This is a genomic window from Wolbachia endosymbiont (group A) of Colletes cunicularius (assembly GCF_964264715.1).
Classification (GTDB): Bacteria; Pseudomonadota; Alphaproteobacteria; order Rickettsiales; family Anaplasmataceae; genus Wolbachia.
The window spans coordinates 225,678-249,546 of sequence record NZ_OZ183471.1; the positions used below are offsets into that span (position 1 = coordinate 225,678).

General features: G+C 34.9%; 30 protein-coding genes, 3 tRNA genes and 5 pseudogenes. 20 read left to right on the plus strand and 18 right to left on the minus strand.

Going from position 1 to position 23,869, the window contains the following annotated elements; all coding sequences use genetic code 11:
• Nucleotides 1–38: 38 nt before the first annotated feature.
• Nucleotides 39–1,149, minus strand: a pseudogene (tnpC, locus tag ACFELZ_RS01250) (IS66 family transposase); the annotation flags it as partial.
• A gap of 79 nt (nt 1,150–1,228) precedes the next feature.
• Between tnpC and ACFELZ_RS01255 the strand changes: the two are divergent.
• From ACFELZ_RS01255 to ACFELZ_RS01270, 4 genes are read left to right on the plus strand one after another with little or no spacing between them, the layout of a single operon-like run.
• Nucleotides 1,229–1,591: a helix-turn-helix domain-containing protein gene (locus ACFELZ_RS01255; RefSeq protein WP_375315839.1), complete on the plus strand. Its 363-nt coding sequence runs from the start codon at nt 1,229–1,231 to the stop codon at nt 1,589–1,591.
• A 19-nt stretch (nt 1,592–1,610) separates the two neighbouring features.
• Nucleotides 1,611–2,120 (plus strand): IS630 family transposase, encoded by a 510-nt coding sequence (locus ACFELZ_RS01260; RefSeq protein WP_375316654.1) that lies wholly within the window; start codon nt 1,611–1,613, stop codon nt 2,118–2,120.
• Nucleotides 2,105–3,085, plus strand: a complete 981-nt coding sequence (locus ACFELZ_RS01265; protein ID WP_375316736.1) for an IS110 family transposase — start codon at nt 2,105–2,107, stop codon at nt 3,083–3,085. Before ACFELZ_RS01260 ends, ACFELZ_RS01265 begins: the two co-directional genes overlap by 16 nt.
• A 55-nt stretch (nt 3,086–3,140) precedes the next feature.
• Nucleotides 3,141–3,740, plus strand: coding sequence for a recombinase (locus ACFELZ_RS01270; RefSeq protein WP_375316328.1), 600 nt, complete (start codon nt 3,141–3,143; stop codon nt 3,738–3,740).
• A gap of 543 nt (nt 3,741–4,283) precedes the next feature.
• Here ACFELZ_RS01270 and ACFELZ_RS01275 read toward each other — a convergent pair.
• Nucleotides 4,284–4,359: transfer RNA gene (locus ACFELZ_RS01275), tRNA-Lys, on the minus strand.
• 447 nt (nt 4,360–4,806) lie between these two features.
• Here ACFELZ_RS01275 and ACFELZ_RS01280 point away from each other — a divergent pair.
• From ACFELZ_RS01280 to ACFELZ_RS01305, 6 genes are all read left to right on the plus strand, one after another.
• A tRNA-Ala gene (locus tag ACFELZ_RS01280) sits at nt 4,807–4,882 on the plus strand.
• 192 nt (nt 4,883–5,074) lie between these two features.
• Complete coding sequence (locus ACFELZ_RS01285) at nt 5,075–5,755, plus strand: hypothetical protein (RefSeq protein ID WP_375316329.1); 681 nt, start codon at nt 5,075–5,077, stop codon at nt 5,753–5,755.
• Between the two features lie 106 nt (nt 5,756–5,861).
• Nucleotides 5,862–6,059 (plus strand): transposase, encoded by a 198-nt coding sequence (locus ACFELZ_RS01290; RefSeq protein ID WP_375315805.1) that lies wholly within the window; start codon nt 5,862–5,864, stop codon nt 6,057–6,059.
• A gap of 3 nt (nt 6,060–6,062) precedes the next feature.
• The gene (locus tag ACFELZ_RS01295) at nt 6,063–6,227 is read left to right on the plus strand and encodes a hypothetical protein (protein ID WP_375315781.1); all 165 of its coding nucleotides are present in this window, start codon (nt 6,063–6,065) and stop codon (nt 6,225–6,227) included.
• A gap of 17 nt (nt 6,228–6,244) precedes the next feature.
• On the plus strand, nt 6,245–6,628 hold the full coding sequence (locus tag ACFELZ_RS01300; protein ID WP_375316619.1) for a transposase: 384 nt from the start codon (nt 6,245–6,247) through the stop codon (nt 6,626–6,628).
• 33 nt (nt 6,629–6,661) lie between these two features.
• The gene (locus tag ACFELZ_RS01305; protein ID WP_375316330.1) at nt 6,662–6,763 is read left to right on the plus strand and encodes a hypothetical protein; all 102 of its coding nucleotides are present in this window, start codon (nt 6,662–6,664) and stop codon (nt 6,761–6,763) included.
• On the opposite strand, the gene ACFELZ_RS01310 is transcribed toward ACFELZ_RS01305, so the two are convergent.
• From ACFELZ_RS01310 to lipB, 7 genes are all read right to left on the minus strand, one after another.
• Complete coding sequence (locus tag ACFELZ_RS01310; protein WP_375316737.1) at nt 6,717–7,286, minus strand: IS630 family transposase; 570 nt, start codon at nt 7,284–7,286, stop codon at nt 6,717–6,719. The two genes, ACFELZ_RS01305 and ACFELZ_RS01310, sit on opposite strands and share 47 nt — an antisense overlap.
• Nucleotides 7,246–7,560 carry an IS630 transposase-related protein gene (locus ACFELZ_RS01315; protein ID WP_375316331.1) on the minus strand — a complete coding sequence of 105 codons (315 nt, stop codon included), beginning with the start codon at nt 7,558–7,560 and terminating at the stop codon, nt 7,246–7,248. The genes ACFELZ_RS01310 and ACFELZ_RS01315 overlap by 41 nt, the downstream gene beginning before the upstream one ends.
• Before the next feature lie 36 nt (nt 7,561–7,596).
• Nucleotides 7,597–8,055: a transposase gene (locus ACFELZ_RS01320; protein ID WP_375316623.1), complete on the minus strand. Its 459-nt coding sequence runs from the start codon at nt 8,053–8,055 to the stop codon at nt 7,597–7,599.
• On the minus strand, nt 7,998–8,162 hold the full coding sequence (locus ACFELZ_RS01325) for a hypothetical protein (RefSeq protein WP_375315781.1): 165 nt from the start codon (nt 8,160–8,162) through the stop codon (nt 7,998–8,000). Before ACFELZ_RS01325 ends, ACFELZ_RS01320 begins: the two co-directional genes overlap by 58 nt.
• Before the next feature lie 3 nt (nt 8,163–8,165).
• The gene (locus ACFELZ_RS01330) at nt 8,166–8,363 is read right to left on the minus strand and encodes a transposase (RefSeq protein WP_375315805.1); all 198 of its coding nucleotides are present in this window, start codon (nt 8,361–8,363) and stop codon (nt 8,166–8,168) included.
• 379 nt (nt 8,364–8,742) lie between these two features.
• Complete coding sequence (locus ACFELZ_RS01335; protein WP_375316332.1) at nt 8,743–9,720, minus strand: LD-carboxypeptidase; 978 nt, start codon at nt 9,718–9,720, stop codon at nt 8,743–8,745.
• Entirely contained in the window at nt 9,720–10,337 is a 618-nt protein-coding gene (gene lipB / locus ACFELZ_RS01340; RefSeq protein ID WP_375316738.1) for a lipoyl(octanoyl) transferase LipB, read from the minus strand. Before lipB ends, ACFELZ_RS01335 begins: the two co-directional genes overlap by 1 nt.
• 158 nt (nt 10,338–10,495) lie before the next feature.
• Here lipB and ACFELZ_RS01345 point away from each other — a divergent pair.
• From ACFELZ_RS01345 to ACFELZ_RS01375, 7 genes and pseudogenes are all read left to right on the plus strand, one after another.
• Nucleotides 10,496–10,924 (plus strand): annotated as a pseudogene (locus tag ACFELZ_RS01345) (phage portal protein); the annotation flags it as partial.
• 62 nt (nt 10,925–10,986) lie between these two features.
• Entirely contained in the window at nt 10,987–11,184 is a 198-nt protein-coding gene (locus ACFELZ_RS01350) for a transposase (protein WP_375315805.1), read from the plus strand.
• Nucleotides 11,185–11,187: 3 nt separating this feature from the next.
• On the plus strand, nt 11,188–11,352 hold the full coding sequence (locus ACFELZ_RS01355; protein ID WP_375315781.1) for a hypothetical protein: 165 nt from the start codon (nt 11,188–11,190) through the stop codon (nt 11,350–11,352).
• A 17-nt stretch (nt 11,353–11,369) separates the two neighbouring features.
• Nucleotides 11,370–11,753, plus strand: a complete 384-nt coding sequence (locus ACFELZ_RS01360; RefSeq protein WP_375316621.1) for a transposase — start codon at nt 11,370–11,372, stop codon at nt 11,751–11,753.
• Between the two features lie 17 nt (nt 11,754–11,770).
• Nucleotides 11,771–12,262: pseudogene (locus ACFELZ_RS01365) on the plus strand (phage portal protein); the annotation flags it as partial.
• A gap of 83 nt (nt 12,263–12,345) precedes the next feature.
• On the plus strand, nt 12,346–13,206 hold the full coding sequence (locus ACFELZ_RS01370) for an IS982 family transposase (protein WP_375315786.1): 861 nt from the start codon (nt 12,346–12,348) through the stop codon (nt 13,204–13,206).
• Nucleotides 13,207–13,224: 18 nt separating this feature from the next.
• Nucleotides 13,225–13,491 (plus strand): annotated as a pseudogene (locus ACFELZ_RS01375) (phage portal protein); the annotation flags it as partial.
• A gap of 310 nt (nt 13,492–13,801) precedes the next feature.
• On the opposite strand, the gene ACFELZ_RS01380 reads toward ACFELZ_RS01375, so the two are convergent.
• The 3 genes from ACFELZ_RS01380 to murJ all read right to left on the minus strand — a co-directional run bounded on the left by ACFELZ_RS01380 (nt 13,802) and on the right by murJ (nt 18,625).
• Nucleotides 13,802–14,278, minus strand: coding sequence for a hypothetical protein (locus ACFELZ_RS01380; protein ID WP_375316333.1), 477 nt, complete (start codon nt 14,276–14,278; stop codon nt 13,802–13,804).
• 294 nt (nt 14,279–14,572) lie between these two features.
• Nucleotides 14,573–17,125, minus strand: coding sequence for an AsmA-like C-terminal region-containing protein (locus ACFELZ_RS01385; protein WP_375316334.1), 2,553 nt, complete (start codon nt 17,123–17,125; stop codon nt 14,573–14,575).
• Between the two features lie 3 nt (nt 17,126–17,128).
• On the minus strand, nt 17,129–18,625 hold the full coding sequence (gene murJ / locus ACFELZ_RS01390) for a murein biosynthesis integral membrane protein MurJ (RefSeq protein WP_375316335.1): 1,497 nt from the start codon (nt 18,623–18,625) through the stop codon (nt 17,129–17,131).
• 150 nt (nt 18,626–18,775) lie between these two features.
• On the opposite strand from murJ, the gene ACFELZ_RS01395 reads away from it, so the two are divergent.
• Nucleotides 18,776–18,851 (plus strand) — tRNA-His (locus ACFELZ_RS01395).
• Between the two features lie 188 nt (nt 18,852–19,039).
• Nucleotides 19,040–19,426: a hypothetical protein gene (locus tag ACFELZ_RS01400; protein WP_375316336.1), complete on the plus strand. Its 387-nt coding sequence runs from the start codon at nt 19,040–19,042 to the stop codon at nt 19,424–19,426.
• Nucleotides 19,427–20,105: 679 nt separating this feature from the next.
• Here ACFELZ_RS01400 and ACFELZ_RS01405 read toward each other — a convergent pair.
• Entirely contained in the window at nt 20,106–21,434 is a 1,329-nt protein-coding gene (locus ACFELZ_RS01405) for an IS4 family transposase (protein ID WP_375315862.1), read from the minus strand.
• A gap of 158 nt (nt 21,435–21,592) precedes the next feature.
• Here ACFELZ_RS01405 and ACFELZ_RS01410 point away from each other — a divergent pair.
• A pseudogene (locus ACFELZ_RS01410) lies at nt 21,593–22,831 on the plus strand (IS256 family transposase).
• On the opposite strand, the gene ACFELZ_RS01415 reads toward ACFELZ_RS01410, so the two are convergent.
• The 5 genes from ACFELZ_RS01415 to ACFELZ_RS01435 form a co-directional block, all read right to left on the minus strand.
• Entirely contained in the window at nt 22,772–22,984 is a 213-nt protein-coding gene (locus ACFELZ_RS01415; protein ID WP_375316337.1) for a hypothetical protein, read from the minus strand. The pseudogene ACFELZ_RS01410 and the gene ACFELZ_RS01415 overlap by 60 nt on opposite strands.
• Nucleotides 22,985–22,987: 3 nt before the next feature.
• Nucleotides 22,988–23,185 (minus strand): transposase, encoded by a 198-nt coding sequence (locus tag ACFELZ_RS01420; protein WP_375315805.1) that lies wholly within the window; start codon nt 23,183–23,185, stop codon nt 22,988–22,990.
• Between the two features lie 132 nt (nt 23,186–23,317).
• Nucleotides 23,318–23,491 carry a hypothetical protein gene (locus tag ACFELZ_RS01425; protein WP_341812254.1) on the minus strand — a complete coding sequence of 58 codons (174 nt, stop codon included), beginning with the start codon at nt 23,489–23,491 and terminating at the stop codon, nt 23,318–23,320.
• Complete coding sequence (locus ACFELZ_RS01430) at nt 23,458–23,694, minus strand: hypothetical protein (protein WP_375316338.1); 237 nt, start codon at nt 23,692–23,694, stop codon at nt 23,458–23,460. The genes ACFELZ_RS01425 and ACFELZ_RS01430 overlap by 34 nt, the downstream gene beginning before the upstream one ends.
• A gap of 37 nt (nt 23,695–23,731) precedes the next feature.
• Nucleotides 23,732–23,869: a hypothetical protein gene (locus ACFELZ_RS01435; RefSeq protein ID WP_375316339.1), complete on the minus strand. Its 138-nt coding sequence runs from the start codon at nt 23,867–23,869 to the stop codon at nt 23,732–23,734.

Below are 23,869 nucleotides of genomic sequence, written 5' to 3' on the forward strand. Positions count from 1 at the left end.
AGACAGGCTCTGAGCATCCTTTATGCTTCTACGGCACACCAATTCCACATCGTTCTTTCAGATTTCAAAATGTTTTTCGCAACTCGAGAAGCTCCAATTGCTTCAGGTAAGTGGCTTCAAGTAATACCGTGTACGTTTTCGCAATTTTCTGGCACGTCTGGCAAATCTAAAAACATCTATCTCATTTTTTAGTAAAGCTTTTTTTAGTGCAAACAACTCAACGGCAACATCTCTCAAATAACAGCCGAGAATTTTGACCTCAATGTTCCAACTATGGGCTAATCTTTCAAAATCTCTTGATAAATGTGCCCAGCAGATTTGCCTGTTTTTATCAGAAAAATAATTGTATGCTGCATATCTGTCAGTTACTACCAAGCTATTACGATTGCAGCATACACTATTTTTTAAAACTTTCATTCCCCTTGACTCTGTCAACTTCACAAAACTTGCCGTATTGCTTGCAAACATCCAACACCAAGCGAGTTTACCTTTGTTATAATGGCTCGTTTCATCAATATGTAGAACTTTACTCCTACTTATCTCTTGTTCGATCTGCTCATACATTTTTTTGCATTTTGAAGCAACTCTATGTTCACTATTTGATATGCTACCGACGCTTATGTTCAAATTGAAGATATCATTTACGACACTCGCTATTTCGCGTTTTGAATTTTTGTAAAACCCGCTGAATGCTGCAATTATTGACTTAACCCTTGGTCCAAATGTATCTGACGTAACACCTTCTGGTAACTTACTGCTTCTTCTTTTTCCGCATCTCCGACAACGACCATGCTCCATCTGATATTCCACTACATAAGGCTTGATTTCCGGAAGATCAACTTTTTGATGAATGTACGGTCCCTTGCATATTGCAATCCCTCCTCCGCATTCACAAGTAGATGACAACTTTACTTTTATCACCTCATCTGCATCCATTTTGGCGCGAAAACTTCCTTTATGACCAACCTGACCACCAACGTTTCTGTCGCTCTTTGGCTTGTCCTTTTTTATTTTGTACAACTCTCTAGAGCTTGGTAGAGATGAATTTTTCGAGTTTAAACCAAGCCTTTCCTTTAATTCAGCGTTCTCTATCTTTAAAGCCTTGTTCTCTGCTTTTAAACTTTCATTCTCTCTTTCCAGCCTTTCCATTTTTGCTTCTATAGCTAACCGAAATAAGGTTTCCTCAAAGGAGTGTAAAAAGGTATAATACTGCTTTAATTAAGGTAGAATGATGGCAAAGCCATATAGTGAGGACCTGAGGGAACGAGTTTTAAAAGTGGTTGACGAGAAAAAAATGACTATGGAAGAAGTAAGCAAGATGTTCAAAATTGATAGAAAAACTATATACTGGTGGAGGAAAAGAAGAGAAGAAACAGGAAGTATAAAACCGTCTTCAGGCTACCAAAAGGGACATAGTCATAAAATTAAATACTTAGATGGCTTTGTCAAATTTCTGGATGAAAACCGAGATATTACGGTTGAAAAAATAATTGAAAAATTTGGCAACATGTGCAAAGACACAGTCTACAATTATCTTAAAAAAGTAAACTATACATATAAAAAAAACTTTTCTTTATCAGGAAAGGAATGAAGAGAAACGCAAGGAGTTCATAAAAAAAATAGAAGGAATAGAAAAAGAAAACTTGATATTCATAGATGACTCTGGAGTAGAAGACAACAGATTTTATGAATATGGGTGGTCTCAAAAAGGCAAGAGGTTATTTGCCGATAAACCAGGGTTTAAAAGAAAGAGGGTAAGCATAATAGGAGCACTAAATGAGGGAAAAGTTAAAGCTTCCTGGGTAATTGAGGGCTACTGCAACAGCGAGATTTTTGATGCTTATGTAGAAAATATACTTGTTCCTATATTAAAACCTGGACAGACTATTGTTCTCGATAATGCAAGCTTTCATAAATCTGCAAGAACGAAAAATTTGATAGAAAATGTTGGGTGTAAAATTTTGTTCTTGCCGCCATACTCACCGGATTTAAATCCGATTGAGAAGTTCTGGTTTGCCATTAAGCATGCCATAAGAAAAGTGCTGCCAAGCTTTTGGCCCAATATTAATTCGGCTATTGATTTTGTCTTTCAGCTCTCGGGGAAATCTTACTTCGGTTAACTATAGAACAGGAAAAACCAGAGTATATTAAAAAACTTCGCTTACAGGATTTAGATAATTTTATTAAAGATCTTCGAGAAACAGATGAAGTAGCTTTTGAGGCAACAGGTAATAGCTGTTTCTTCTATGATGAAGTGTCACCTTACGTTAAGCGCGTTGTAATAGTTGCTCCCTTGCAGTTTGAAGGTATTCGTCGTTCTGTAAACAAAACAGATAAGCATGATGCAAGAGCTATTGCTTTTTTTCTTAGTAAAGATATGTTGCCTGAAGCAAAACTTAAAAGCAGAAAATGCCAACAATTAGCTTCTCTTCTAAAAACAAGAGATCAGTTAGTAAAGTCAAGGGTATCTTTAATCAATAAAACGCATGGCCTTTTTAATTACCACGGAATAAAGATTAAAAAGGAAGTACTGACAACCAAAGCGGGACTTGAACGCTCTCTTGGTAAACATGATTGGAGTTACTTGGAAAAGGTTGAGATTGAAGTGATTAGCAGTAATCTGGAAGTCATTCGAGAAAGTCTCAAAAAACTTGAAAAGGAAATTATAGCTTTTGCTAAACAGCTTCCTGGATTTAATAATCTCATCAGCATTAAAGGCATTGGTGCAATTTCTGCAGCTGTCTTCGTTGCAACAATTGGTGATATTAATGATTTTAGTAATCCCGAAAAACTGACAGCTTATTTTGGAGTTGTACCGCGAGTTTCTCAATCTAATCAACAATGCACAATAGGAAGAATCACCAAACGTGGATCAAAAATAGGACGTACTTCTTTGGTGCAGTGTACTTGGATTGCTATACGTTATAGTCCTTACCTGAAAAGTTTTTACGAACATGTGAAGAAGAAGCGTGGTTCTGCTAAGGCTATTATTGCAGCTGCCAGGAAGTTTCTCACAACTATTTTCTATACTCTTAAAAACAACTGGGTTTTTAAAGATTTTACAAAATATGAAATTTCTTATTGACAACAATCATAGGAGAAATTATTGTTACTACGTCTGTAGAAATCATCAACAGGGAATGGAATGTACATTTAGCCAGCGTCATATTGCAGCAGGTGAGATAGAACAAACAGTAATAAAATATATGCCACAGATACTGAGTAATCCACTTAATTGTGAGAAGGGTATAAGTGAAGAAACGTGGAATAATCTATCCCCGATAGAGCAAGAGAAAATAATTCGTCAGGTAATTAAAAACTTAAAGGTATGTGAAGATGGTATTGAATTCTGCATGAACAAAAATGAAGAAACAATTTTCATGCCAGTAAAATTTAAAAAACGAGGAGGAAGAACAATGATAATAGATCCTGAAGGGAAAGATAAGGAAGTAGATAATCCATTACTAAAAGCATTGGTGAGAGCAGATTTGTGGCAGAGGCAACTAAGTAGCGGAAAATTTGCAACTATAAACGAGCTCTGTGCCCATGAGAAGCTTGGATTAGACTATGTAAAACGCATTTTACGTCTAAATTATCTAGCACCGAAGATAAAAGAAGACATATTGAATGGAACACAACCCCGTCACCTAAGATTGATAGACTTCAAAAAAACCAAGATACCGATATTATGGAGTGAGCAGTTGGAGAAATTTTACGGCTCAACAGAAAAAGTTGCTTAGGAGAATTTATACAAAATGCTGCAAAAAGTGCACATCTGGGCAACAACAGTGCTGCTAATATGCAGTAGGTTGCAGCCAATACCGGTCTAGGGATAGTAGCAAGCCACACAGTCGTTAATTTGGCAGGCATAGCTGCTTATTATGTGGCTGGATATGGAACGCAGGTCGCAGCTACACTTTTTGAGTGTTCAGCGTCACTATGAGGGCACCCCTTCAATTAAACAAACAGGAGTAGCTAAAATCTATTTTTTCTTACGTTTAATATTGAAAGAAGCTATAAACTTATGTTCATGGAGAAAACAGGTCCTCTTTAGCGTCACGCGAAATTCATTTATTTACTCATTTACTTTTCTCAAAATAGCAAAAAAGTACCTACCTTTTTGAGAAAAATAGTAGAAAATTAACAGATTACGGAAAGAAAACAGGAATTTTGGGGCAAATAATTAGACAAAAAGGCTGTACGTATAGGTGGTTAAAACAGGCTACTGTGGAGGGTTTTATGTTGTGGTAAATTACTATAGAGAGAAGTTCGTAAAACACGACTGGTGATCCCGACGCGATTCGAACGCGTGACCCACTGATTAAAAGTCAGTTGCTCTACCGGCTGAGCTACGGGATCATTTCATTTTTCAGCTATACTAAACATCAATACAGTTTTTATCCGTTTTAATCAAACTAAAATTTTCATGTGTGGTTAAATAAATTATATAATATACTGCGTTAGTGATAATTTAGTTAAAAAATCTATGAATAATTTAAAAAATTTTTAAAGGAAAACTTCTTGTTAATTTTCAGTTCACAGATTTATTTGGATGGTGTGAAGTATAACGCTAAGGAGACAAGAAAAATAGAAAACTGTATATACCCTGCAGAATTTGTGTACTATTATAATGCTTAGCAATAGCCTATAGGCTAACACGTCACACTGCTGCAGATAGATTCCGCTAACACGTAGCGGAATGACGGTTTTTCAAATTGTCAGTAAATCTAAGTCAGTTTAGCTATAACAGATAAATATTTCTTGCATTTCAGCTTGAGTGATTTATGCTTTAAGCAAGAATTACCTGGGGGTATAGCTCAGCTGGTAGAGCATCTGTTTTGCACGCAGAAGGTCAGCGGTTCGATCCCGCTTGCCTCCACCAATATAGGTTCTAGCATATCATAAGGTCAGCTTATTTTAGCCCATTAGTATTTTATACTAGTTCCCTAAGGAATCCCTCTTTCTGTAACTTTTCTTTATGCAAGTAATGTTTGTTATTATAATTCTAATATATACCAGTTTAACAATAAATTAATCAATAAATGTTAGAATACTAACATTTAATTTATTGGTAATGCCTATGAGTGGAAAAAAGCATGTTTTTAAGATGGTGCCTGGGAAACCTGTTAGTGATACTAACGGTGTTCCTATTTTTGAAGGCACTCCAAGATTATTTCCCGGCGATAGAGGGTATAGAAAACATTCTGAATATAAGCTTACCAAAGTGAATTTTGAAGCACTGGATGATGAAAGTAAAATAGAACTAAGTTTACCTTTACAGCTGTGCCAAATTAAACAAGTTGTAGTGTATGGTAATAATAAGTTTACTAAAGAAATGTTGTGTCTGAAAGAAGATGGAGAAAAACTAAACCTCTGTACAATCAAGCGGGAAAAATATGCTAATACTAGTGATAAAGATTATGCTAAAGTGGAATTAGAGGAAGTACCATCTCTGATAAAAGGCAAAAGTTACTCATTAAGTATACTCGATAAAGAGTCAGGTGAATGTTGCATAAAATCTAAAATTAGAACTGACTCTAGCTTTGATTTTGAATCAGCAAAAAAAAGCCTTAACGATACAAACAACTTCTCTATTTTATCTGATCCTGCACGTGAAGAAATTCTTGCCGTTATACCAGAGTCCAAGGGAGGGATAATGTCTTATTATCCTTTCACTAGTGTATATGACCAAGCAAATAATAGAATTGCTTCAATACCAGGCCTTGTATCTTGTAAAAAGCATTTAATGTTTTAAGCTTAAGCATTAAATGGAGAAGGGGAGAACTCTGTTACTGGCCTTAGAGCCTGTCTTCAAACTAAGTAGAAAGGAGTTAAGAAGTGTGTTATAAGATATATTTTAAATGTACCCAAGCGATATAAGTGACAAAGAATGGAAGATAATAGAGCTATATTTTGAACCTAAAAAGACCGGTAGACCAAGAAAACATAGTATTAGAACAATTATTAACGCAATCCGCTATATGATGAGAACAGGATGTCAATGGAGACAACTGCCTAAAGATTTTCCACCATGGAAAACAGTGTATAGTTGTAATTAGCGATTGAAAAAAAGTGGAATATGGCAAGAGATTCATGATTTTCTAGTTAAAAAAGTAAGAGAGATAATTGGTAAGAATGAAACTCCATCAGTGGGAATAATAGATAGCCAATCAGTAAAAACTACTCAAAAAGGGGATCCAGAGGATATGATGCTGGCAAGAAAGTAAAGGGTAGAAAGCGCCACATCGTTGTAGATACTGTAGGTCTTGTAATTGCTGCTGAAGTACAAAGTGCAAGCATTCAGGATCGTGATGGTGCACTAAATCTTTTTGTTCAAGCCAAATGCAAAGCTCCAACATTACATAAGTTTTTTGCTGATCAAGGATACACAGGTAAATTGCAAAACCTCTGCTTATTGGAAACTGGATGTTTATTGACGATTACCAAGAAAATAGTTGATACAGGATTTCAGGTTATTCCCAAACGTTGGATTGTTGAGAGAACCTTTGCTTGGCTCTCCAATTTTAGACGTATGAGTAAGGATTATGAGCATTCTCCTCTCACTTCAAAAAACAACATCTTCTTTAATATGATCACTATTATGCTTCACAAATTAGCTCATTCTTGAGTTTGAAGACAGGCTCTTAGAGATGCCAGACAATTGGCAGCATATGCTGGAACTATACCACGAAATATAACGTCAGGTTCATCTATAGCTAATAGAAGTAAGATTTCCCCGAGAGCTGAAAGACAAAATCAATAGCCGAATTAATATTGGGCCAAAAGCTTGGCAGCACTTTTCTTATGGCATGCTTAATGGCAAACCAGAACTTCTCAATCGGATTTAAATCCGGTGAGTATGGCGGCAAGAACAAAATTTTACACCCAACATTTTCTATCAAATTTTTCGTTCTTGCAGATTTATGAAAGCTTGCATTATCGAGAACAATAGTCTGTCCAGGTTTTAATATAGGAACAAGTATATTTTCTACATAAGCATCAAAAATCTCGCTGTTGCAGTAGCCCTCAATTACCCAGGAAGCTTTAACTTTTCCCTCATTTAGTGCTCCTATTATGCTTACCTTCTTTCTTTTAAACCCTGGTTTATCGGCAAATAACCTCTTGCCTTTTTGAGACCACCCATATTCATAAAATCTGTTGTCTTCTACTCCAGAGTCATCTATGAATATCAAGTTTTCTTTTTCTATTCCTTCTATTTTTTTTATGAACTCCTTGCGTTTCTCTTCATTCCTTTCCTGATAAAGAAAAGTTTTTTTTATATGTATAGTTTACTTTTTTAAGATAATTGTAGACTGTGTCTTTGCACATGTTGCCAAATTTTTCAATTATTTTTTCAACCGTAATATCTCGGTTTTCATCCAGAAATTTGACAAAGCCATCTAAGTATTTAATTTTATGACTATGTCCCTTTTGGTAGCCTGAAGACGGTTTTATACTTCCTGTTTCTTCTCTTCTTTTCCTCCACCAGTATATAGTTTTTCTATCAATTTTGAACATCTTGCTTACTTCTTCCATAGTCATTTTTTTCTCGTCAACCACTTTTAAAACTCGTTCCCTCAGAGCCTGTCTTCAAACTCAAGAATGAGCTAATTTGTGAAGCATAATAGTGATCATATTAAAGAAGATGTTGTTTTTTGAAGTGAGAGGAGAATGCTCATAATCCTTACTCATACGTCTAAAATTGGAGAGCCAAGCAAAGGTTCTCTCAACAATCCAACGTTTGGGAATAACCTGAAATCCTGTATCAACTATTTTCTTGGTAATCGTCAATAAACATCCAGTTTCCAATAAGCAGAGGTTTTGCAATTTACCTGTGTATCCTTGATCAGCAAAAAACTTATGTAATGTTGGAGCTTTGCATTTGGCTTGAACAAAAAGATTTAGTGCACCATCACGATCCTGAATGCTTGCACTTTGTACTTCAGCAGCAATTACAAGACCTACAGTATCTACAACGATGTGGCGCTTTCTACCCTTTACTTTCTTGCCAGCATCATATCCTCTGGATCCCCTTTTTGAGTAGTTTTTACTGATTGGCTATCTATTATTCCCACTGATGGAGTTTCATTCTTACCAATTATCTCTCTTACTTTTTTAACTAGAAAATCATGAATCTCTTGCCATATTCCACTTTTTTTCAATCGCTAATTACAACTATACACTGTTTTCCATGGTGGAAAATCTTTAGGCAGTTGTCTCCATTGACATCCTGTTCTCATCATATAGCGGATTGCGTTAATAATTGTTCTAATACTATGTTTTCTTGGTCTACCGGTCTTTTTAGGTTCAAAATATAGCTCTATTATCTTCCATTCTTTGTCACTTATATCGCTTGGGTACATTTAAAATATATCTTATAACACACTTCTTAACTCCTTTCTACTTAGTTTGAAGACAGGCTCTCAGGTCCTCACTATATGGCTTGCCATCATTCTACCTTAATTAAAGCAGTATTATACCTTTTTACACTCCTTTGAGGAAACCTTATTTTGGTTAGCTATAGAACCAGGCCCTATAGCTTTGTGGAAGGGATGGAAACGTCTCTTTGATTTAGCAGAAGGATGGAGACTTGCTCATGCATTCTATACTTGTGGGTAATAGTAAGGTTAGCGGATGAGATACCGCGAATGAATCGCGGTATGACGGTTAAATATCCCGCTACGTGTTAGCGGCTAAGAGATACCGCGGCGGCATGACGTAGAGCTCGCATTAGCTATAAGATTAGCTAACATTCTGCACATCCATAAAAAACAAACCTTCTTTTTCGTCTTGAACGCTAATAATAGCGTGAGTGTTAAGAGGTAAAGGGTCATTTGTATGTCCATGGCCTACCCCTTTCATTGTAAATACAGGAAAGTTAACACTTTTTGCAAACCTTTCTTTTACAACTTCAACAAGATTATCATTATAACAGTTAACGAAATCCCCAAAGATTACTGCATGCACTCCATCAAAAATGTGAGCTTGTTTTAGGTGATCTAAACTGCGCTCTATTGCGTATGGGTAAACTCTTATGTCCTCTAAAAATAGAATTTTACCTTTCGCATTTATTTGCCAAGCGGTTCCTATGCTATTTTCAACTAAAGTCATATTACCACCGATGACTTTAGACTCTAATCTGCCATCTTTTAGTCTAATGCCATTGTTTATCATCTTTAGGTTATCAAATCTGATAGAACCCCGCTTGTTAAGAATTAACTCTTTCAATTTTTCAACAGAGCTTTCAGAAACGGAGCTATTTAATATCATTTCCAACATGGTGCCGTGAAGAGTTTGCCAATCATATTTAGCTTGTAGATAGATGTGCAAGGCAGTTATATCGCTATAGCCTATGAGGATTTTTTTGTTTTGAGCAATCCTTTCTTTTTTATCATTGGGTAACTTTTCTAGATAGGGAATTAACCGAGAAGCCCCTTCTCCTCCTCTGATACACCAAATTATTTTACTATCATTAGTTAGTGCACTAACCAAATCATTTGCTCTGAATTCGTCAGAGTTGGAATAAAATGGATTGTCATTACTATATATTTTTTCCGAAATATGGGGATTAAAATCCGAAGCTTCTACATATTCTTTTATAGTAGTCAGATCTGATTCTTTTCCCTTGGAAGAAGGAGCAATAATATCAACTCGGTCGATTGCATGAATACCTGTGTTAGCACATAAAGTGAAAATAAAATATAAAAGGTAAATGATCATTAAAATATCTTATAAAACTCTTTTTTTAGTATATCATCCAATTCAGAGAGTGGAACTTTCACTCCTAGTTCTTCCATTGATGTGACGCCATAACCTTGCAGTCCACAAGGAATAATACCCTTATAGTGAGAGAGATCTGGAAAGACGTTAAGCGCTATGCCATGATAAGTTACCCATTTTCTTAAGCGAATACCAAAAGCTGCAATTTTTCTTTCTACTCCATTGTTATTCACCCAAACACCTATTCTATCCTCTTTAAATTCTCCAAGTATATTAAATTGCTTTAAAACATTTATTATCCACTTACTTAGGTCTCTAATATATAGCTTTATGTCGCATTTATTTCTTTTTTTAAGGTTTAACATTAAATATATGATGCGCTGTCCTGGACCATGATATGTGTGTTTACCACCCCTTCCTGTTTTATATATAGGAAATAGTTTTTCAACAATATCATCATCTGTTGCACTGATTCCTGCAGTATAAAGTGGAGGGTGCTGGAGTAGCCATACCAATTCGTCTGCTGAATTATTGTAAATTTGTTGAATTTTTTCTTCCATAGATTTTACGGCACAGTTATAATCAATAAGCTGATTAGATATTAGCCATTCTGTCATGTTCAATTTCTTTTCTTTTAGTATAGCAGTGCATTCTTTTCCTGTCATCCAAGTGCCCTCTTCTTGTCATTCCAGTGCGTGACACTGGGATCTATGTCTTAGTTTAACTACAGAATCTAAAACACTTTTAACTTTTAAACATCTTTCATGAGGCACATATGAATTTCAACATTTTTCAAAGAAAGAAAAGCAGTGAATATTCTGCTTTGCAGCTAATGATGGAACCAAGTTGGAGTAAGCGTGATTATGTAAGTTTTGCTGAGGAAGGTTACATAAAAAATGTTATTGCCTTTCGAGCAATTAATATGATTGCAAGTGCTGCATCTTCGGTACCTTTTACTCTCTGCCAGCTTACTGAACAGGGAAAATCGCAACTAAAAGCCCATCCATTACTGAAATTACTTTATTCTCCTAATCCAATGACATCAAAATCGGAATTTATTGAGGGGATTGTAACTTATCGGTTAGTTAACGGCAATTCTTATATATTGATGGTTGAGTCGCAGAACAATAGAAAACCACCAACAGAGCTTTATCTTCTGCGCCCTGATAGGGTTGAAATTGTTCCAGGGAGAAATAACGTTCCTTAGAGCCTGTCTTCAAACTAAGTAGAAAGGAGTTAAGAAGTGTGTTATAAGATATATTTTAAATGTACCCAAGCGATATAAGTGACAAAGAATGGAAGATAATAGAGCTATATTTTGAACCTAAAAAGACCGGTAGACCAAGAAAACATAGTATTAGAACAATTATTAACGCAATCCGCTATATGATGAGAACAGGATGTCAATGGAGACAACTGCCTAAAGATTTTCCACCATGGAAAACAGTGTATAGTTGTAATTAGCGATTGAAAAAAAGTGGAATATGGCAAGAGATTCATGATTTTCTAGTTAAAAAAGTAAGAGAGATAATTGGTAAGAATGAAACTCCATCAGTGGGAATAATAGATAGCCAATCAGTAAAAACTACTCAAAAAGGGGATCCAGAGGATATGATGCTGGCAAGAAAGTAAAGGGTAGAAAGCGCCACATCGTTGTAGATACTGTAGGTCTTGTAATTGCTGCTGAAGTACAAAGTGCAAGCATTCAGGATCTTGATGGTGCACTAAATCTTTTTGTTCAAGCCAAATGCAAAGCTCCAACATTACATAAGTTTTTTGCTGATCAAGGATACACAGGTAAATTGCAAAACCTCTGCTTATTGGAAACTGGATGTTTATTGACGATTACCAAGAAAATAGTTGATACAGGATTTCAGGTTATTCCCAAACGTTGGATTGTTGAGAGAACCTTTGCTTGGCTCTCCAATTTTAGACGTATGAGTAAGGATTATGAGCATTCTCCTCTCACTTCAAAAAACAACATCTTCTTTAATATGATCACTATTATGCTTCACAAATTAGCTCATTCTTGAGTTTGAAGACAGGCTCTTATATCTATCGTTATACCATAAATAACAACGGTTATGACTTTAAAGTTGATAAACTAACCGGACGTTCAGCAGTGTTGCACCTAAAGACCTTTAACCCTTTGAATGATTGGTATGGATTATCACCAATTGAGGCAGCTGCATACAGTATAGATCAGCATAATCAGGCGGGTGCTTGGAATCAAGCGATGTTGCAAAATGGGGCAAGACCAAGTGGTGCAATAGTTGTGAAATCAGCGAAGGACGGGAGTGGTGGAAGTTTAAGTCAAGAGCAGTACCAACGCTTAAAAGAGCAAATAAATGATCATTATTCAGGTTCTGTCAATGCTGGAAGACCGATATTGCTTGAAGGAGGCTTGGAGTGGAAAGAAATGAGCTTATCACCAAGGGATATGGATTTTATTGAGTCCAAACACAGTTCAGCTCGTGATATTGCCCTGGCTTTTGGCGTCCCGCCGCAGTTGCTTGGCATACCAGGTGATAACACTTATAACGTGAATTCTGGATTAAAGGAGAATAGAAGAGGCAAGAAAACAGGGTAAACTCAGCAGTGATAAAAAAATAGATGAGGTTACCCATGGAAGATATAACAAAACTGTTTTGTTTGGTCGATGATTTTTGCAGAGATATAGAGAAAAATTTTGCAGATAAACTACTGCCAAATGGTAAAAACCCCACAAGAACAACGGAAATTGAGCACTCCGAAATCATGACAATAATCCTGCTATATCAACAATCTCCGTGTAAAACTTTCTATCTACATTACCTAACGTTGCTCTACAAATCAGAGTTTCCAAAGTTACCTTCATATACCAGGTTTGTTGCTCTAAAGCCTAGGGTTTTGTGGCATTTAGCAATGTTGTTGCATTGGCTTTGTGGACAGTCAGAAAACACTGGAATTTCATATATAGACACAACTCCCATTGCAGTTTGTCATGCAAAAAGAATATCCAAAAACAAAGTTTTTGCTGGAATTGCAAAATTAAGCAAGAGCACTTACGGCTGGTTTTTTGGTTTCAAATTACATATGGTAATCAATGAAAATGTTGAAATTCATGCACTTACGCTAACAAAAGGCAATGTTGATGATAGGATACCTGTGCCAAATCTGACGGAAAAATTAATCGGTCTTTTGTTTGGTGACAAAGGTTATATTGCAAAAGAGCTTTTTCAGAAGCTGTTTGACCGAGGTTTGAAACTTGTTACCAAGGTGAAAAAAGGTATGAAAAATACATTGATTTCGCTAAATGAGAAGATTTTACTGAGAAAAAGGTCTATCATTGAGACTGTTTTTGGTTACCTAAAAAATAGACTAGAAATTGAACACACTCGCCATAGATCCCCTGTTAATTTTTTGGTTCATATCTTTTCTACTCTCATTTCCTATTCCATCAAATCCACAAAGCCTTCTATTTCCTATACTTTCTTCCTTCCTTAATCCAGAATTCGCGTTTAGAGCAATTTAGTCGAAGCACGCTTATCCCTCTGGGAACAGACGGTTTTACCAACGCTAGAAAATATTATCTGTCACCTGAACTCTTGGCTAACACCAAAATTTGGCGAGGATCTGTGCTTGTCGTACGACAAAGATGCAATAGAAATTCTCATGGAAAAGAGGCAAAAGTTGTGGAAATACGTAGAAAACGCAAGCTTTATGACACTCAATGAAAAAAGGGAAGCATTTGGCTTGCCACCACTGCCAGGTGGTGATGAGTTAGGTTAAGTTTGATCCGTTCAGTTGTGCGGCTAAAAGACAACTTAAAAGAGTTTAAGTTTTTGCTTTGTACTTTGTAAAATATTAAAAAAATCAGCCAAATTACACCATATTTAGTCTATTTTATCCTATAGTTTTGGGTTTACCGAGGGTTCATCATTCTGCTACATGTTAGCGGAATCTATCCGCGGCGGTATGACGTAGGGTTGCACTAGCTATAGCAACTTTGTCTGCGCAACCATTTTCTACCGCACCATTGAACAGATATGCTTGAAGATATCCGTTCAGATGAGTTTATTGTCTCCTAAACCGTACACGCCTAACAAGCTACCGCTAGAGCTTGTGAAAAATTCTCTATTTTTATTCCCTTTAATTTACTGGATAAGTGGTCTACAAACAAATCTGATTTAGTGCAGATCTGCTCTATTTTTTCAGGAGATAAAGAGGAATCTAATTGATTCGCTATACCAGACACTCCATTTAAAACTACTCCAGCACCATATGGTACATATGACACAGTATATATAGCACCTGACGTAAGATCTAGCAAATTCTGAGAAGCAGTGATCATCTTGTATTCTACTGTATTTTTATCTTTTTCTTTAATCTCCTCAAGTATCTTTGATGCACTATAGGGAATATAAGACATACCAGCTATACCATATGAAGCCCCATTTAAGGCGTACGATACAACTACCGTTGTTGCTGATAGTGCTTTGGCTCCATATTTTGCAGTATAAAGCAATGGCTTAAGGGCATAAGAAATAGTTTTACCTTGTGATTCAGATTCAAGCAACGAATTTAGTTCTTCTTGTGTTGCTGTACATTCGAAAAATCCTTTCTCATCGATTTCTGCAAGATCAATCTCTTCAAAACCCTAATCAATATCTACAGGAGTCACTGTTTCTTTTATAGGGCTAACTTCTACATCACTTCCAATAATACTTGGATTATTAGAATTTCTGCCAAAAAGATTCAAAAACATGCTAAACATTTTTTTTACCTACAACTTAACGCTCATATCAATATATTAACCTAATATTAGCCAGGTGTCAAGCACATATGACTCTTATAAACAGATGTTAGTAAATTAACTATTCCTCTTGCCAACCAGAGCGATGAAGATTTGGTCTACATCAAAACTCATCTTAGGACGCCAAATAGGGCCATCCAAATGCATATCGATATAGATTGGATTACTATAGTTTGGTGGTATGAAAAAGAACCTGAATATAGAAGCTAAAGCGAAGTTAGATAAGGTTAAATTAGAAGAGATCGACCCTGATGCTTGATCAATCCCGAATTGTAAACTAGTTGAACATATACCACTCTTAATACTTGCTTTTCCGCTAATATTTTCAAAAAATGTACTGCCATTATATATATCAACATAAGCAAATGTGGAAATTTCAGATTTATTCTTACTGCTTAATAAATTAGTGATAAATGAATTAAAATCTACATTAGTAACTTCTATTCCCTGCGCTTGTAAATTTACATCTCCTGATAAGTTACTAGCCCAATCATGAAAACTTTTTCCTTGAGTTTTGATTTCACCATTTAAGCTTACCTGACCATTTACATTGTCAATTCCTATAACCTTACCAATCTTTTTAGTGTCCAAATTTACAATAGAAAATCTTGTATTCATTGAGTCTGATCTTAAATAACCCTGAAAAAACACTTGCCCGTGTTCTAATACGTAACTTGCCTGCCTGATAGTGATAACGTTGTTTCTCATTACCGCATCCAAATTAAAATCTTTCAAAACATTCTGCTCGGTTTTAAATTCTGCAGTATTGATTTGCACATTTGCATCAAAGCCTTCTTTGTCATCCAAAAAATCAAGCTGCTTTGTTGACCATTGAATTTGATCTATCTCATTTCTTGAATTTCTTTTTACCTCTACTAAATTCGGTAATTTAAAGATATTTCCATTAAATTTATTGCCCGTAAGGTTCACATCTAATAAAGGTTTGGCGTATTTTTGATCTACTAATATTTTTGCATTACCGGTAATATCGAAATCTTCTCCAGATAGTTTTATTTTATCTGCAACTAGCTTACCTTTTTCCATTTTCAGCAAAAAATCCAAATTTTTAATTTTCGTATCATTCAATGTAAGGTTATTAACACTGGCCTTTATATTTGCATCATACTGAAAATTTTTCAGCCGTTGCATTTTAGATAAACTGCTAAATAATGAATGATCATATTTATCTGCATCAAGATTATGCATGCTAAATTCACCATCAATCACACTGCGTTTTTTTGTGTGGCTTACTCTAATTGACCCTTGCAAGGATTCCTTATTATTTAGCAGTCTAATGTCTGAGATAGATAATATTCTTGGTGCAAGGTGCAGTTTAGAACTTAGTGTAAATTGATTTTTCTGGTTTTCTTTCATCTTTATAGAAGGAAAAAAACATGAAATGAATGACTCAAAATCATTTCCTTCTACTAACAAATCACCGTCGAATTCAGATAGGGCATTATTATTTGAGATCTCTCCTGATAAGTAGGATATATTATTGATTCCAGGGAATTTAAGAAGCGTATTAACTTTTACTTTGCCATCAGTGGATTTTAGTACAGCACGAAAATTGTCCAATATTTTGTTTTGATATTGAATGTTAGAAGCTTCCATATTAAAATTTAAGCTCAAGTTCTTTGGCACAACTGCTCTAAAGCATTCCAGAAGGTCTTTCATATTCGTTGTTCTTTGTGAATCATTTTGTATGGAATCTAAGTCAACTTTGCTGAAGCTAATATTGAGATTAGTGTGATCGCCTTTTCTATCATTTTGTATTGTACCACTGGCTTGCATGCTTTTGGAATCAATTTTCAAGTTAGTTACCGTAAACTCATTTTCATCGAGGTTGATATTAGATGATATCTCAATATTTTCGCTAGGAATAACACAAGAGAGAAAGCTAAGATTAATGATTTTTGCTAAATCACTCACAGAACCGGAACTATTATTAATCGTTAGTGTTAAATTACCCTGGAGTTCTTCTTGATTTCTATTACCTGTAAATAGCAAATTTACAAAATTTGATTCAACACTAATGTATGCATTCTTTTTTGTGATATTAACCTTTCCTGAAAAATCGTAATTATTATCACCTACCTTTACTTTACCAGAGAATTGCCTATTTTTTTTTACAGCAACTTCCTTTATATTAACAATGCTGCTATAATTAGCGAAATCATTCTTAAAACTTACTTGGCTGTCTTTTATTACTATATCGACTGTGTTACCACTGGCTTTTGTATTTATAATATTAATTAAATTTTCTTTATTGCTTTTCATGCCAAACAATGTGATTGACTTTGGTTGCAACGAGAATAAAAGCAACGATAGGAACGATGGCCTTATTTCAATTTTTCTTACACTAATTAAATCTGATAGCTTTTGCTCTTTATTTTCGTTGTATTGTATATATACATTATGAATAGTGAGCTTTGGAGTAATGAGTGAAACTTCAACTTTCTCTCCAATATGCACTTTAGCATCATACTTCTCCTCTAACTCTTTTATGATATATTCCCTGTAGTTACTCCAATCCTTAAAAGTTGCAGCAACGTGCATGAGAATTAATAGCAGCGAGATTGATAATATGGCATATATCGAGAGCTTCATAGTTTATACATGTTTTAAATTATCCAAACTTCCTCTAAAAGTTAGGTAAAGAATACCAAAATAAACAATAACACTCAAAGCTATTAAAGTCGTTAAATAAACAATACGAGCCAATATTTTATCAAAAAATAATCCTGCCAACAAAGAATTAAAAATATAAAGGGCTATTGACATGACTACCGTTGCTACAAAAATTTTCATGATATTTAACAATAACGCTTGGCTAACCTTATACATTTTATTTATTGTTAAATAACTAATTAATAGAATGGAATTTATCCAAGTGGAAATGGAAGTAGCGATAGCAATCCCCGTGTGCTGATACTCGTTCATTAACAAAAGGTTTAGCACTACATTAATTCCAAGGCACATTAGTGAGAACATAGTTGGTATTTTTAGATTGCCTTTAGCAAAAAACGTGGGTAGCAATACTTTATTTATAATAAATGCAGGTAAAGAAAGAGAAAATGCTATTAACGTGGGAGCAGTTTGCTGCACTGCATAATGATCAAACCGGCCGTAAGAAAAAAGCGTAAGTAAAATTATGTCGGGAATAATAATAAAGGCAGCAGTTGTTGGCATAATTAACATTAATCCTATGTTGAGAGTCTTGTTCTGTATTTTGACTATATTTTCAGTGTCATTCATTTGTTTTGAAATTAAAGGAAGAAGCACTGTACCGATTGCAGTACCGATTATTCCCTGCGGTAGTTGATTTAGTCTATCGGCATAATATATATAGGACACCGCATTTAGTATAAAACTCGCCATGATTGTGTCAATCCATACACTTATTTGAGTTACACAATTGTTGATAATTGCAGGTATCACACGCTTAAAAAACAACCTTACTTCATTGCTTAATTCAAGGCTAAAAGAAAAAGCTGCCTTTAACTTGTATGCACTAAATAGTATCAAAAGTAGCTGGAAAATTCCTCCTATAAGGACAGCTATAGAAAGGTTGTGCGCTGGAGTTTTTACGTAAGGTACAAACAAACTGATGATTAAACAGAGATTCAAAACGATTGGTGCAATAGCTATTGAAGCAAAATGCTGCTTTACTTGCAGCATTCCACCAATAAGTGATGCAATTGACACAAAGATTATGTAGGGCATCATAATTCTTGATAAAGTAACAGTAAGGGTAAACTTACTTTGGTCAAATCCAGGAGCAAAAATTTGAATCATATAAGGGGAGAAAGTTTGCATGATAAGGCAAAAAATTACTAAGATAATAAACGTAATGGATATTACACTACTTGCAAAATTAAATGCCTTTTTATTATCATATGGTTCTGCAGAGTATAACGGTATGAATGAGGTAGTGAACGCTCCTTCTGCAAAAAATGCTCGAAATAGATTGGCAAAGCGAAACGAAGAAAAAAATATGTCTGCAAGAGAGTTTGCACCAATAACCGTAGCAATCAATACATCTCTTATTAACCCTGAGATCCTTGAAATAGCCGTAAAAAAACTAAATGTGAAAATACTTTTAAACATACCACTACTTCATTAGTATCAATACAATTAACTATAATAGTAAAAGTATCAATGAAAATATTTATTGGCTAAACTTAAAACCCTCTGCAAAAGGAGAGTTAAATAATCAATTGACTATTTGCGCTCGTATGTTAGATATTTTATATCTTGGCGGGCGTAGCTCAGTTGGTAGAGCGTCAGTTTGTGGTACTGAATGTCGCCAGTTCAATCCTGGTCGCTCGCCCCACTAAAATTTTCTGCTTTACAGAAATATGAACAAATGGTAATGTTATTATTTATCAATTAATTAAGGGGGTTATATGGCTAAATGTGTAAAGAATTTTATATTTTTGGCAGGGTTAGGTGCTGTACTAGGAGGACTTGCAGGGTTAGGATTAAGTTTTACAACTTTATCACCTTTGGTAATGGGAGGAATTGTTGGTTCTATACTTTTCAGTATTGCCTGCAGTTTGTTTGATAGGAATGAGTGCATTTATGTCGTCTAAAAGTTTAAGTGATAATAGAGATAAAGAGGAAGAGGAAGTTACTTCGTGTGCAATGTACTTCGGAACACTAACAGCTCTAAGTGTTGGGATTGGAGTTGGCCTTGCTGCAGCTGCGACTGCTATTTTTCCTGGCGCAATGCTTGGGATGCTGCCAGCAGCTTTAACAGGTGCGGCAATAGGAGCCATAGTACCAATTGTAGCGAGTCTTACAATGAACTATATTATAGAACCAATAGCTAAAAAAGTGAATGAATATATCATCTCTCCTACAGTTGAGCACTTTTCTTCAAAAGGGAAGGGGTATGAGCCAGTTTAAGCTAATCAAGTAAGGTTTCTGCTTTCTGTTATTCTAGTGTGCAGCATATAGCTGTACGAACATTTCTTTGCAAAGGCAGTGTGTTAAGTGTTATAGCAGGTTTTGCCTCAAACACAAAGGCAGTGCCTGGACTTTTGCTTCAATGTTAAACAAAATACCATAGAGTTCAAAATGCAAAAAAAATGTTCAACATTGTATCAGGAGTCTAGAAATATATGTATCCGTTCAGAGGTGTAGCTTAAGAGACAATAGATAGAAGGTTTTGAAAGGGATTAAGATTCTTTTGTTTCCAAGTCAGGTATAACGAGATTATCGGGAGTGTTAAATAAACCATACGCGTCAAGTTAAGGGAAAGTAGCATAAGGAAAAAGAAAAGTGGTAAAGATTGTTTTAGATATTAAGTAATAAAGCTAGTAATTTATAGACTCTTCTAAAAGAATTATCTTATTTTAGATCAAAATTTCCCAAAAAATAAATGTAACAAACAAGATACCCACTTTAAATGGTGCTATATTGGGCATTAACTTGACGCGTATGGTTTATTTAACACTCCCACTATGGCTATACCTAATTGGGCTTTAACTATATCTCAACTTGATATTTTCTTTCCTGGTAGATTGAAAATTGAGTTGAGTTAAAAATGTGGTTTGACACACTTTTTTGAACCATACGCGTCAAATTAAGGAAAAATGAGCAAATTTAGTGCACTCAAAGTTGATATTCTTGTTTTTCTATATTTGTCTTTTAAGGAGAATTTTGACCAGGTTGAGATGAGTTTTTTGAGGAAAATTTGTACTTTACTGACTACACAATTTAATGTTAAGAATAGCTCTCTAACTCGCCTTTTAAGCTCAATAAATGCCTTTGTTAAACTAAGTTCTGTGCCCTTTTTTAGTTCTGTACAACCAACTATTCCATGAAATATAAGAATTGCACACAATTTAGCATATAATTCACATAATACCCTATATGGTTTTCCTTTTAGTTTATCAAGTCCTATATGGCTCTTATATAATTTAAATAATAATTCAATTTGCCATCTTACTCGGTAAATTGTTAATACTTGTTCAGCACTAATTTTACTTTTTGGAACATTAGTTATAAATATTGACCAATTCAATAACTTTTGATTCCTTTTGGAAGATGTATATCCATGTGATTTTGCTAATCTATTAGCCTTCCTTCTCCTGGCTATAGACTGTTCTTCAGTTAGCTTTTGACATATAATTCTTACTCTAATCTTTGCTTCTTTTCCCAATAATACCTCAGTTTCTAAAAATAGCTTACCCTCTAAACATTCCAGTAACTCCATTTTTTGATTTGTTTCTATATCATATATATTGGTATCAGATTTATAACGACTAATAAAATAAGCTCCTATTTCCTTAATCTGTTTAAAAGAACTTGGCACAAAATAACCAAGATCAGATATTAGCAAATCGTTACTTGATATATTACTCAAATGTTTCCTATACCCTTGATCTGACCTTATTCCCTCCGTTATATTTAATTGATCAAATGTCTGATTTAAGTAGTCGAAAACTAATTGCAACTTTATCCCGGACTTGGTATTACTTTCATAGCCGCTGTAGCTGGTACCATATCCTTTATACATATTCTCCATACTGTTAGGCAGGCTAATATAGCTACTATCCAATAACTTAACGCTTTTAAATTGCTGCAAGATTCTACAATCAATTTGCAGGGTATTTTTAAATAAAGCCATAGATTCATTATACATCCTTTTCATAAATTCCACTGCCTCTTCAGTAAACCTCAAATCTAGACTCTGTTTTGTTATTATTACAGATGCTTCGTTTAATAATTGGCACATTGTATCTATGCTGCAGTTTGCAACTCCTATATTACCCAAAATTATAGCTTTTATGAATGATGAACCACTCAATTTTCTCTTCCTTTTTATAAATCCTGTTTCAATTGATACTTCATTTGCTCTTTCATTGAAAAATTTGTTTAGGTAATTTGATAAGCAAGTTATTTTATTCATCATTAGTTCTCTCACTAAAATATATCCGAGAGAACTTATATCTTCTTATCCTATCTTCTTCATACCTTTATTTTCTTAACTTGACGCGTATGGTTCAAAAAAGTGTGTCAAACCGAAAAAAAAGTAATAAATTGATATAAAAAAATGGAGGTTTGACAATGAGTCAGAAAGTAGTAAACAGAACTAACGGATTGGTAGATTATAAAGAGTTGGAAACAAATATCCTGTCGTCTATACGAGAAGGAAGACCGTTGACAGGAAGGGAGGGAGCATTAACACCATTTATAAAAAAGCTGCTGGAGGCAAGTTTGGAAGGTGAAATAGAAAACCACTTATTAGCTGAAAGTGAAGAGAATAATCGAAGAAATGGGAGAAATGGAAAGACTTTACGGACAAGTGCCGGTTCATTTGAACTTTTGACGCCAAGGGATAGAGAAGGAAGTTTTGAGCCGCAAATAGTCAAAAAAAGGCAAACAAGCTTACATCCAGAGCTTGAAACGAAGATTTTGAGCACATTTGCCAGTGGTATGAGCTATAGAGATATAGCGTCACACGTTGAGGAAATTTATGATCACAAAATATCGGCGGCAGAGATATAAAGTATTACCGACAAATTACTGCCTATAATCAATGAATGGCGTAGTCGTCCACTGCAATCAGTATACCCGATAGTATTTATGGATGGGATGTTCTTTAAGGTCAAAGAGAATGGACATTGCGTAAGTAAATGTATGTACAATATATTGGGCATAGACCAAAATGGCAGAAAAGAAGTCCTGGGCTTTTATTTGGCTGAAAGTGAAGGAGCTAACTTTTGGTTGGGAGTGCTAAATGACCTCAAAGAAAGAGGAGTAGAAGATATTCTGATTGCATGTGTAGATGGGCTAAAAAGCTTTCCTGCAGCTATAAATAGTGCGTTTCCTAAAGCAGAAGTACAGCTATGTATAGTGCATCAGATAAGAAATTCACTAAAATATGTATCCAGCAAAGATGTGAAAGTTTTCATGAATGATTTGAAAAAAATATATCGTGCTACAAGTAAAGAAATTGCTGAAAATTACTTACTTGAGCTGGAAGAAAAATGGGGAGAAAAGTATCCTTTAGTTATAAAATCGTGGCAGAACAATTGGGAAAATTTATCTGGTTATTTCAAGTATTCTAGCCCAGTTAGAAGGCTAATTTACACCACAAATCCAATTGAGGGGCTGCACAGACAGATCAGAAAATTCACTAAAACCAAGGGCTCATTTACCAGCACAAATGCCTTGTATAAACAGGTATATTGTGCTATAAAGAAGGTAGAGCAAAAATGGACTATGGCTCTGCCTAATTGGGCTTTAACTATGTCTCAACTTGATATTTTCTTTCCAGATAGATTGAAAATTGAGTTGAACTAAAAATGCGGTTTGACACACTTTTTTGAACATTCCCGTTTTTACTGATTGGCTATCTATTATTCCCACTGATGGAGTTTCATTCTTACCAATTATCTCTCTTACTTTTTTAACTAGAAAATCATGAATCTCTTGCCATATTCCACTTTTTTTCAATCGCTAATTACAACTATACACTGTTTTCCATGGTGGAAAATCTTTAGGCAGTTGTCTCCATTGACATCCTGTTCTCATCATATAGCGGATTGCGTTAATAATTGTTCTAATACTATGTTTTCTTGGTCTACCGGTCTTTTTAGGTTCAAAATATAGCTCTATTATCTTCCATTCTTTGTCACTTATATCGCTTGGGTACATTTAAAATATATCTTATAACACACTTCTTAACTCCTTTCTACTTAGTTTGAAGACAGGCTCTAAGATCTTTTTCCGTAGTTTGTTTGCCTTTTCCACCTCTTCATTCCATCTTCGCTGTATGACTTTATTAGTCTAATTGCAGCATTTCTCTCTGCCATACTTTGGATGCTCTGCTGCATCGTTTTTTGGAGGAATTTTTGTCTTTATGCCGCATTCATCACACAATTTATAGAGTTTATGTCTGTCATATGCTCTGTCTGCATATAGTGCTTTTATGGCATGCTGAAAATTAACTTCTTTAAGCAAATCGCAAGCTCCATAGTGATCAGACCGTTACTGTATTTTGCAGCTATGGCTTTTTTGCTGTTTATATTCAACATTACGTGTAGTTTCTTTACTTGTTCATAGCTGCGATACTTTCTATTTTCGCTATTTTCCTTGCTGTGGCCAGAAGTGTTGTTATAAATGCTGATGCTTGTGCTATCTATGGCAATTTCGATATCTTCCATATTATTTTTATCAACTCTGCAATCATTGATCTTAATATCAAGTTTCTTTTGATGCTTGTGAATAGCTGATAACTGCCAAATCTCTTCCTATTTGTTGCAAATATCCTTTTATAAACCCGACTGTTTGTCTTAAGCCAATTCTAAAAAGATTAACGATTATATGCACCAAAATCAC